This window comes from Rhodococcus sp. 7Tela_A2, from assembly GCF_049311045.1.
Taxonomy (GTDB): domain Bacteria; phylum Actinomycetota; class Actinomycetes; order Mycobacteriales; family Mycobacteriaceae; genus Rhodococcus.
In genome coordinates this window covers 20951-29987 of record NZ_JAXION010000050.1, presented here as the reverse complement: position 1 = coordinate 29987, position 9037 = coordinate 20951, and the positions used below count along the sequence as shown (strand labels likewise).

Annotated in this window: 12 protein-coding genes; 6 read left to right on the top strand and 6 right to left on the bottom strand. The window is 68.4% G+C overall.

The window, feature by feature from the left end:
• Positions 1-50 precede the first annotated feature (50 nt).
• The gene (locus TVH25_RS11500; RefSeq protein ID WP_422424205.1) at positions 51-656 is read right to left on the bottom strand and encodes a TIGR03086 family metal-binding protein; all 606 of its coding nucleotides are present in this window, start codon (positions 654-656) and stop codon (positions 51-53) included.
• A gap of 166 nt (positions 657-822) precedes the next feature.
• Between TVH25_RS11500 and TVH25_RS11495 the strand changes: the two genes are divergently transcribed.
• Both TVH25_RS11495 and TVH25_RS11490 read left to right on the top strand, forming a co-directional pair.
• Positions 823-1263 (top strand): OsmC family peroxiredoxin, encoded by a 441-nt coding sequence (locus TVH25_RS11495; protein ID WP_169622786.1) that lies wholly within the window; start codon positions 823-825, stop codon positions 1261-1263.
• 36 nt (positions 1264-1299) lie between these two features.
• The gene (locus tag TVH25_RS11490; RefSeq protein WP_422424204.1) at positions 1300-1995 is read left to right on the top strand and encodes a DsbA family oxidoreductase; all 696 of its coding nucleotides are present in this window, start codon (positions 1300-1302) and stop codon (positions 1993-1995) included.
• Here TVH25_RS11490 and TVH25_RS11485 read toward each other — a convergent pair.
• Positions 1971-2483, bottom strand: coding sequence for a DUF1990 family protein (locus TVH25_RS11485; RefSeq protein WP_422424203.1), 513 nt, complete (start codon positions 2481-2483; stop codon positions 1971-1973). The two genes, TVH25_RS11490 and TVH25_RS11485, sit on opposite strands and share 25 nt — an antisense overlap.
• A complete protein-coding gene (locus tag TVH25_RS11480; RefSeq protein ID WP_422424202.1) occupies positions 2483-2788 on the bottom strand; it encodes an antibiotic biosynthesis monooxygenase family protein in 306 nt (101 codons plus the stop codon). The genes TVH25_RS11485 and TVH25_RS11480 overlap by 1 nt, the downstream gene beginning before the upstream one ends.
• A gap of 33 nt (positions 2789-2821) precedes the next feature.
• Between TVH25_RS11480 and TVH25_RS11475 the strand changes: the two genes are divergently transcribed.
• Complete coding sequence (locus tag TVH25_RS11475) at positions 2822-3562, top strand: alpha/beta fold hydrolase (protein ID WP_296551641.1); 741 nt, start codon at positions 2822-2824, stop codon at positions 3560-3562.
• Between the two features lie 31 nt (positions 3563-3593).
• Here TVH25_RS11475 and TVH25_RS11470 read toward each other — a convergent pair whose 3' ends face one another.
• A complete protein-coding gene (locus TVH25_RS11470; protein WP_422424201.1) occupies positions 3594-4475 on the bottom strand; it encodes an A/G-specific adenine glycosylase in 882 nt (293 codons plus the stop codon).
• Positions 4476-4568: 93 nt separating this feature from the next.
• Here TVH25_RS11470 and TVH25_RS11465 point away from each other — a divergent pair, with 93 nt between their 5' ends.
• A complete protein-coding gene (locus tag TVH25_RS11465; protein WP_169622781.1) occupies positions 4569-5195 on the top strand; it encodes a carbonic anhydrase in 627 nt (208 codons plus the stop codon).
• 57 nt (positions 5196-5252) lie between these two features.
• Positions 5253-5987, top strand: coding sequence for a hypothetical protein (locus TVH25_RS11460; protein WP_169622780.1), 735 nt, complete (start codon positions 5253-5255; stop codon positions 5985-5987).
• A 9-nt stretch (positions 5988-5996) separates the two neighbouring features.
• Here the strand turns inward: TVH25_RS11460 and disA are convergent, their stop codons facing one another.
• Positions 5997-7079 carry a DNA integrity scanning diadenylate cyclase DisA gene (gene disA, locus TVH25_RS11455; RefSeq protein WP_422424200.1) on the bottom strand — a complete coding sequence of 361 codons (1083 nt, stop codon included), beginning with the start codon at positions 7077-7079 and terminating at the stop codon, positions 5997-5999.
• 98 nt (positions 7080-7177) lie between these two features.
• Here disA and TVH25_RS11450 point away from each other — a divergent pair, with 98 nt between their 5' ends.
• Entirely contained in the window at positions 7178-7741 is a 564-nt protein-coding gene (locus TVH25_RS11450; RefSeq protein WP_422424199.1) for a PaaI family thioesterase, read from the top strand.
• 23 nt (positions 7742-7764) lie between these two features.
• On the opposite strand, the gene dinB is transcribed toward TVH25_RS11450, so the two are convergent.
• On the bottom strand, positions 7765-9036 hold the full coding sequence (gene dinB, locus TVH25_RS11445; protein ID WP_422424198.1) for a DNA polymerase IV: 1272 nt from the start codon (positions 9034-9036) through the stop codon (positions 7765-7767).
• Between the last annotated feature and the right edge of the window lies 1 nt (position 9037).

Below are 9037 nucleotides of genomic sequence, written 5' to 3'. Positions count from 1 at the left end.
GGCGGTACCCGTACGGGTACCGCCCCTCGGCGTCGACGGGGTAGCGGCCGTCAGGCGTCGCCCGGTCGCATCCACGGGGCGGTCACGCGGCCGCACCAGTTGGCGAGTCGCTCGGTCGGGCCGGCATCCGGAGTCGAGTCGACGACGGGACCGAACGGCACCTCCCCACCGCGGGGAGAGGCAGGCAGGGCACGCTCCATGATCTCGTGAGCAGCGCGGGCCAGTGCCGGGTCCGCCTCCGGATTCTGGCCCGTGGAGACGGCCAGATCCCAGCCGTGCACGAGTACCTCGTTGAGGGAGACCAGCACGGCGGCCCGCCCGGGAAAGGTGCCCCACGGGGCGGTGACGGGCCTGTCGAGGAGGGTGTCGTCGTCCCACACCTCCCAGTACCGCGTGGTGACGGCATCCAGCGTGCCGGGCCATGCGTCGTCTGGTGACGAGAGGACCTCGGGGACCGAGTGGACGTCGCCACCCATGCCGATGACTCGGCCACGATCGACAGTCGAGGCGAGATGCCCGAGGAGTGTCCGGACATCGAATTCGGGGCAGGGCGTGGGGTCGGTCATCTGTTCCGGGCGGACACCCGCGAACAAGTCACCCGCCCACTCCAGAGCGCTGCGAAACAGTGGACGAGGATCATGCTGGGCAGTGGTCATGCAGACAGGATCCGTCGTCACGGCGCCGGACCCGGTCCCGAATCGGGCGAGCGATGCGGTATCGAGACCTCGTTCCGCCCGGGGCGCGGGAAAGACTGCGAGTGTGGTTTCGGACGGGCTCGGGTACGCATCCCGAGACCCCCGTACACCACAGGAAGGATTCAGGATGCCCACACGGACCGCGCGAACTGCTTGGAACGGCGACCTGCAGAACGGAGCCGGGCAGGTCGAACTCACGAGTTCGGGCCGCGGCACGTTCGATGTCTCGTTCCCGAAGCGATCGGCGGAGAACGCCGACGGCACCACCAGCCCCGAGGAACTGATCGCCGCGGCGCACTCCGCCTGCTACGCGATGCAACTCTCCGCGTTGATCGCGGAAGCGGGAGGAACCCCGCAAAGTCTCGACGTCGGCGCCGACGTATCGCTCGGGCCGGATCCGGCCGGTGGGTTCCGGCTCACGGGCATCACGCTGAAGGTGCGCGGTGAAGTCGACGGACTGGACGCCGACGGCTTCATGAAGGCAGCGCAGGACGCCAAGGCGAGTTGCCCGGTGAGCAAGGCGCTGACGGGCGTGGAAATCTCCCTGGACGCTGCCCTCGAGTCCTGAGGGAACAGCGCTCCGGGCGCGCGTGTTGGACGAGTCGTGACGACTCCCCGGATTGCCCTCCCTACCGCCCATATCGAAGTCTGGTCGGATATTGCGTGTCCCTGGTGCTACATCGGCAAACGCCGGTTCACCGCGGCACTCGACGAATTCGAGCACCGCGACCGTGTCGAGGTCACGTGGCGTTCCTACCAGCTCGCACCGGAGACTCCGGTGGGGAGGCGCAAGCCCGAAGCCGATGCCCTCGCGGAGATGAAGGGCATGCCGCTCGAGCAGGTTCGGCAGATGTTCTCGCAAGTCTCGGGCGCCGCAGCCGAAGTCGGTGTCGAGATCGACTTCGACACGGTGATCGCGGCCAATACGTTCGACGCGCACCGTCTCGTGCACCTCGCCGGCGCACGCGGTGAAGACCTTGTCGAGGCGTTGTTCCACGCGCATTTCGTCGAGGGCGACGTCGTGGACGATCGCGAGACATTGGTGCGCATCGCCGCGTCGGCCGGACTGGACGCGGATCTCGTTCGCGCCGCACTCGAATCCGACGCCGCAGCGGACGCGGTACGTGCGGATCTGCTCGCGGCGCGTCAGCTCGGCGTCACAGGTGTTCCGTTCTTCGTCGCCAACCGCGCTGTCGCGGTCTCGGGTGCGCAGCCCGAGGACGTGTTTCTCGCCTTGCTGCAGCGTGCGATCGAGGACGTCGACAGCGAGGAAGATCAGTCTGTGAGGGACGCCAGGTAGCGGCGAACACCCAGCGTCTGCAGAAGCGGGACTGCCGGACCGGCGAGCCGCGTGTACCAGCGCCCGGGGCGTGAGAATGCCACCACCCCGCCCACGACCCGGCCGTCGGTGGTGTGTTCGACGAGGAAGCTCTCTTCCCCGCTCACGGGGTGACCGGTCAGAGTGCCGTAGGTGAATCCCCGTCGCCGCGGCGTATCGACGACGTCGATCACGCGGCACCACGCGGGAAACCGCACCGGCCCGATGCCGAACAGCAGTTGCACGTCGACGCCGACCGCCGGCGCAGGGGTGCTGGGGGCGACACGGATTCCGGCGGCGCGGTGCATGTCCCACGCGAACAGACGGGCAACGGCGACGTCGAATGTGGCGGCGCCGTTGCCCAGTTCACGCTCCACGGCCGCGTGGCGGTATCCGGCGGGGAGCGCGCCGTGCGACGCGCCCACCTCCCGATACGTCAACTCGCGCCCGGAATTCCCGGGCGCGGTCATCAGGACTTCTTGACGTCGAGGACGACTTCGAATTCCAGGAGCGACGCGCCGGACGCGACCGGGTTCTTCGCCTCACCGGCGTGAGCGGCCCGCGCGCCGCCGTCCCGCCATGCGGCGAAGTCCTCTTCGGTTTCCCATTGGGTGACCACGAAGTACCTGTTTTCACCCGCGGTGGGGCGCAGCAACTGGAAGCCCAGGAACCCGGGCGAATTCTCGACGGTGTGCGCGCGATTGGCGAACCGCTTCTCCAGTTCGGATCCGGCACCTTCGGGGATTTCGATTGCGTTGATCTTCACGACTGCCATGGTCGCGACATTACTCCGCTACCTTGGGCCACTGTGTTGCATGACGAAGGTGGTAGCGGACGGCCGATCCTGTTGTTGCACGGTCTCATGGGAAGCGCGCGTACGTGGCGTCGCCAGGTGCCGTGGCTCCGGGAGCACGGCCACGTGTATTCGTTCGACGCGGCGGGTCACGGCCGCGCGGCGCCCGCGAACCTCGGCACCGACGCGTTCGTTGCCGACCTGGCTGCCCACTTCGACGAGAACACCGAACCGTTCGTCGTGATCGGGCATTCGATGGGTGCGCTGCACGCGTGGTGCCTCGCAGCGGCGCACCCGGGCCTGGTCGCCGCGCTCGTCCTCGAAGACATGGCACCCGATTTCCGTGGCCGGACCGCCGAGAACTGGGCGGCGATGGTGGGGCAGTGGCCACAGCCTTTCCCCACCGACGACGCGGTGCTCGACTTCTTCGGTCCGGTCGCCGGACGCTATTTCCTCGACTCGTTCAGCCGTCGCGCGGACGGCTGGTACCTGCACGGCGACGTCTCGACATTCCGTGACATCTCCGAAGAGTGGGGCCGGAGGCACTTCTGGGACGAGTGGACGGCCTCGACCGTCCCCGCTCTGCTGATCGAGGGCGAGTTCACGATCACTCCGCCGGGGCAGATGCGGGAAATGGCGAAGCGCCGCCCGGGGACCGGCTACGTCCGCATCGAGGGTGCCGGGCATCTCGTGCACGACGATCGGCCGGGCGAGTATCGCGCGGCCGTCGAAGAATTCCTGACCGGCCTGCCCTGAAAGCCGCGGACCGGACTACAGCAGGACGAGATCAGCGACCCGCTTCGCCGGCAAGGGCGAACAGGCCGTCGTCGGTCTGCTCGACCAGTCCGTCGACGAGGAGCGAGTGCAGCGCCCGGTCGCGCTGCCCGGGATCGTCGAGCCACACACTGTCGAGCGCGGGCCGTTCCACAGGTCCCGTGCTCTCCCGGAGGACGGCCATCAGACGCCCCCGGACCTGACGGTCGGTCCCGGCGAACTTCTGCACGCGTTTCGCGGGACCGTCGTGGGCCGGCCGACCGGCCTGCACCCATGCGCATTCCGGTAAGGGGCACCGTCCGCAGTCCGGTGTCCGGGCGGTGCAGATTGTCGCGCCGAGTTCCATCAGGGCGGCGGAGAACGTCGCCGCCCTCGCGCGGGTGCGCGGAAGCATAGCCTCGACGTCTGCGAGATCTCTCGTGGTGGAAGGGTTTCCCGGCTCTGCGCGACCGTGCACGGCGCGAGCGACGACGCGGCGAACATTCGTGTCCACCACCGGCACCCGCCGCCCGTAGGCGAAGCAGGCGACCGCACGCGCCGTGTAGGCACCGACGCCGGGCAGTGTCAGGAGCACGTCGACGTCCTCGGGGACGCGGTCGCCGTGCTGCGCGGCGAGCACCCCCGCGCATTCGTGCAGGCGCAACGCGCGCCGGGGGTAGCCGAGTTTCCCCCAGGCACGCAGTACGTCGGCCTGACTCGACGCGGCCATCGCCGACGGCACTGGCCAGCGCCGTACCCACTCCTCCCAGATCGGCGCGACGCGCACGACCGGGGTCTGCTGCAGCATCACCTCGGACATGAGGATCGGCCAGCCCGTCACACCGTCGCGGCGCCACGGCAGGTCGCGTGCTTCCGCGGCGTACCAACGCGCCAGCGAAGTGGCGTCAACAGGCATTTCTTCTCCTCCTGTCCCGGATGCGGGACCGTTGTGCACCGCAGTGGGACCACTGCGTGAGGGTCGCGAAGGTCCCGGGTGAATAATGCCCTTATGCCCAATTCAAACCCGATCTCCGCCTGGAAAGCTCTGACCGAGGGTAATCAGCGATTCGTCGCCGGTACTCCGCAGCATCCGAGCCAGGGGATCGATCGCCGGGCCGAACTGGTCAACGGTCAGCATCCCACCGCGGTGTTGTTCGGTTGCGGCGACTCCCGAGTCGCCGCAGAGATCATCTTCGACCAGGGTCTCGGCGATATGTTCGTGGTCCGGACGGCCGGACATGTCATCGACAGCTCCGTGCTGGGCTCGATCGAGTACGCGGTCGAGGTCCTGGGGGTGCCGCTCATCGTCGTGCTCGGGCACGACAGCTGCGGTGCCGTCGGCGCGACGCTGACAGCACTCGACACGGGTGAGGTTCCCCGCGGTCACATTCGGAGCATCATCGAGCGGGTCGCGCCGTCGATCCTGATGGGCCGGGCGGACGGATTGTCCACCGTCGACGAACTCGAGGTGCGGCACGTCGTCGAAACCGGGCGTCTTCTCACCGACCGGTCGCGGATCATCGCCGAGCGGGTTGCCGACGGACGATGCGCGATCGCCGGCGTCACCTACCGGCTCGACGACGGTCACGTCCAGTTGCAGGGGCACATCGGCGACATCGGTGTGACCGCCGACTGAGCGACACGCCGAGCGCTATGCCGCAGCGCATCCGGGCTGGCACTTACCGTGTGAGGCGTGCTTGAACCCACCGGCCCATTGCCCCCCGAGATCTATCGGCGACGACGCATGCTCGCGATCGTCGTCGCTGTGGTCGTGCTGGCGTTGGTCGTGTGGCTCGTCGTCGCCCTGACCGGCGGCGGCGACACCGAACCGGAACCCGCGGCAGCTCAGTCCACATTGACCTCCAGCACCGAGCCTTCGTCGAGTGCCGCAGAGACGACGAGCACGCAGAGCGACGGTTCCGACGGCGAAGGAGATACCTCGTCGGGCTCGGGCGGATCGACGTCCGGCACGACGACGGCGGATTCGCCGGAGGAGTCAGGAGCCGAGACGACCGCCGCGGCGGTCCCGCCGGGCCAGTGCCCCGACCAGTCGCTCGCGGTGCGTGTCACCGCCGACGAGCCCAACTACCAGACGGGTACCGAGCCCGGTTTCACGATCGTCATCACCAACATCGGCACCGCACAATGCGACCGTGACCTCGGGGCCGGACTGCAGCAGGTTCTCGTGTACACGCTCGACGGCAACGAGCGACTGTGGTCCAACACCGACTGCTTCCCCGAGCCCACATCCGACATGCGGACTCTGCAACCGGGAGATCAGGCGGCCTACTCCGTCAAGTGGTCCGCGTCGACGTCCGAGCCGGGGTGCGCGTCGCCCCGCGAGCCCGTCGGTCCGGGTGCGTATACGGTGGTCGGTCAACTCGGCGGGCTCCGCAGTACGCCGGAGCCGTTCAACATCACGCCCTGAATCGCAGCGTCAGTCGTAATGGTTGATGGCCGATTCGGCCAGCCGTGACAGTCCCTCCCGGATGTAGCGCGCCCAGAGCGCGCCGATGCCGTCGACGGCCTGCAGATCCGCCGCGGTGGCCGCGAGCAGACCCTGCAACGTGCCGAATGCGGCGACAAGCCGATGAATCTGCTGGGATTGCAGGCGCGGCACGCGGTGCAGCACCCGGTATCCGCGGGGACTCATCGGCGCATCGAGCGCTTCGATGGTGTCGGGATAGCCGAACGCTCTCGAGAGCGTGGTCAGGTCCAGCAGGTCCGTGTCGCTGAGGCCGGCGAGGCGATCGAGTGCCTGCTCCACACCCCGCGTCGACGGTGGCTCGTCACCCGACAGATAGTCGCGGACGATGAGCTGCCGGGCCAATTGATTGTCGCCGACCAGTTCTTCGAGCTGGAGTGCCAATTGGCGGCCGTCGGTACCGAGTTCGAGCACGTCCTGTTCGATCTCCACCGACAGGCGATGCATCATCTCGAGCCGCTGCGCCACCGTGAGCGCGTCGCGCAGCGTGACGATGTCCTCGATCTCCACCACCGACAGCTGCCGGGTGACGTCGTCGAGCCGGGCCTTGTAGCGTTCGAGCGTGGAGACGGCCTGGTTGGCGCGCGAAAGTATCGTCGCCGAGTCGTTGATCACGTGCCGGCGTCCCGCGACGTACACACTCACGATGCTCATCGACTGGCTCACCGACACGACGGGATAACCGGTTTCGATGGCTGTGCGCTCCGCGGCCCGGTGGCGGGTACCGGACTCCACGGTGGGGATGCTCGGATCGGGAACGAGCTGGACGTTGGCGCGGACGATGCGGCTGCCGTCGGTCGAGACCACGACGGCGCCGTCCATCTTCGACAGCTCGCGCATCCGGGTCGGTGCGAATTCCACGTCCAGTTCGAAGCCGCCGTCGCACAGCGCCGCGACCTTCTCGTCGAAACCGAGAACGATCAGTCCGCCCGTGCGGCCGCGCAGAATGCGTTCGAGCCCGTCGCGCAGGGCGGTGCCGGGGGCGAGTCGGGCGATGGTGTCGCTGAGCGTCGCGGACCGCGCCGACTCGGTCATGTGGCAGATTCCTTCCGTGTCCGGATCCTGCGGTCGTGGTCACATTCCAGGGAGGGAAGAAAAAGGCTCCCGTGACCGCGCAACTACATTACTTGTTCATGAGCAGTACCTGGACCTTGCCCGACGACGTCGTTCTTCCCGAGCCTCCGGCCGACCACCCCGGCCCGGGGGCTCCTGTGCCCCAGCACTGGTCCAAGTGCTTCGGATGCGGAGACGATCAGCCCACCGGCCTCGGAATGGAGTTCACCACCGGGGAGGGACTCGAGGTGATCGGACGGTTCGAGGTCGCCAAGCGCTACCAGGGCGGTCCGGGCTTCATCCACGGCGGCATCCTGATGACCGCGTTCGACGAGGCGCAGGGCATGGCCTGCAACGCCGCACTGCGCTCGGCTGTGGTCACAGCCCATCTGGGCATCGACTTCGCGCGTCCCATCCCGCTCGGTGCGGTACTCGAGTTGCGGGCCCGGGTGGAGGGCACGGTCCGCCGCAAGGTCTACACGCGCTCGGAGGCCCGGATCGTCGAGGGGCCGCTGGCAGATCCCGACGTGATCGTGGGGTCGTCCTACGGGTTGTTCATCGTCGTGGGCCACGAGCATTTCGCCAAGGGGAAGAATTTCGCCGACGGACTGCCCGGCAGCGACCAGGACATCTCCGCGGTCTGATGCGTGCCGGGCGCGGTGCTCGGTCACTGCGTATCGGGTAGCAGCGGCACGCCCGGGCGATGGTCGCGGCCGAGCAGTGTCGCCGACGTGACCGAACCCGCGCCGAATCTTCCGTGAAGGTCGTCGAGCACCGAGTCGAGCGCGTGCCGGTCGATCGGCGAGTGCGTGACGCGGCCCGGCTCCTCTCCGGAGACCGGGCATTCGCGTCGGGGGCCGGCCGGTACGTCCTGATCGAACGGCAACTCGAGCTGCTCGGTGCCTTCCCCGTCGAGGTTGGTGACCGCGATGCCCACCAGGGTTACTCCTCGCTCGGCGATCAGCGGGCGGGCCGCCGAGAGCAATGCACGGGCGGTGTCGCCGATCAGGTCCGTGCGGGCGGTCGGGCTGCCGAGCGTGTACGACCGTGTGGCCCGCGCGTAGTCGGCGAACCGCAGTCGCAACACCACGGTGCGGCCGAGACGGTGTGCCCGCCTCATACGGCGGCACACCCGGTCGACGAGTAGTTGCAGCGTCGCCTCCACGGACTCGTCGCTGTGCGGCCCGCGGCCCAGGGCATGCTGCGCGCCCATCGAACTGCGTCCGCGATGCCGGACAGGGCGTGGATCGTGACCGACGGCGAGTGCGTGCAGATGGCGCCCGGCTGCGGCGCCGAGGAGCGCCACCAGGTCGGATTCGGAGTGCTGCGCGATGTCGCCGACCTTGCGCAGCCCGTGGGCGTGCAGTTTCGCGGCGGTGACCTTCCCGACGCCCCAGAGTCGTTCGACCGGCAGCGGGTGGAGGAAATCGAGTTCGGCCTCCGGCGGGACACGCAACAGCCCGTCGGGTTTCGCGACTCCGCTGGCAACCTTGGCGAGAAACTTCGTCCGAGCGATGCCCACGGTGATGGGCAGCCCCACCTCGTCGGCCACTCTGCGCCGCAACCGCGCCGCGATCTCGAGGGGCTCACCCGAGATGCGGCGTACTCCCGACACGTCGAGGAACGCCTCGTCGATCGAGATGCCCTCGACGATCGGGGTCGTGTCGTCGAACACCGCGAACACATCGCGCGACGCCCGGGCGTACGCCTCCATGCGGGGCGGAACGGAGATCATCCCGGGACACAGCGCTCGCGCGGCGCGCCCCGACATCGCGGTCTTGATGCCGTAGGCCTTCGCCTCGTAACTGGCGGCCAGCACCACGCCGCCACCGACGACGATCGGTTTCCCCCTCAGCCACGGATCGTCGCGCTGCTCGACCGACGCGTAGAACGCGTCGAGATCGGCATGGAGGATCGTGGCTTCACCGGACACGAACATA

Coding starts and splice junctions, on each gene's coding strand:
- TVH25_RS11500 (WP_422424205.1), bottom strand. CDS start 656: ATGACCACTGCCCAGCATGATCCTCGTCCACTGTTTCGCAGCGCTCTG.
- TVH25_RS11495 (WP_169622786.1), top strand. CDS start 823: ATGCCCACACGGACCGCGCGAACTGCTTGGAACGGCGACCTGCAGAAC.
- TVH25_RS11485 (WP_422424203.1), bottom strand. CDS start 2,483: ATGACCGCGCCCGGGAATTCCGGGCGCGAGTTGACGTATCGGGAGGTG.
- TVH25_RS11480 (WP_422424202.1), bottom strand. CDS start 2,788: ATGGCAGTCGTGAAGATCAACGCAATCGAAATCCCCGAAGGTGCCGGA.
- TVH25_RS11470 (WP_422424201.1), bottom strand. CDS start 4,475: ATGCCTGTTGACGCCACTTCGCTGGCGCGTTGGTACGCCGCGGAAGCA.
- TVH25_RS11465 (WP_169622781.1), top strand. CDS start 4,569: ATGCCCAATTCAAACCCGATCTCCGCCTGGAAAGCTCTGACCGAGGGT.
- disA (WP_422424200.1), bottom strand. CDS start 7,079: ATGACCGAGTCGGCGCGGTCCGCGACGCTCAGCGACACCATCGCCCGA.
- TVH25_RS11450 (WP_422424199.1), top strand. CDS start 7,178: ATGAGCAGTACCTGGACCTTGCCCGACGACGTCGTTCTTCCCGAGCCT.
- dinB (WP_422424198.1), bottom strand. CDS start 9,036: ATGTTCGTGTCCGGTGAAGCCACGATCCTCCATGCCGATCTCGACGCG.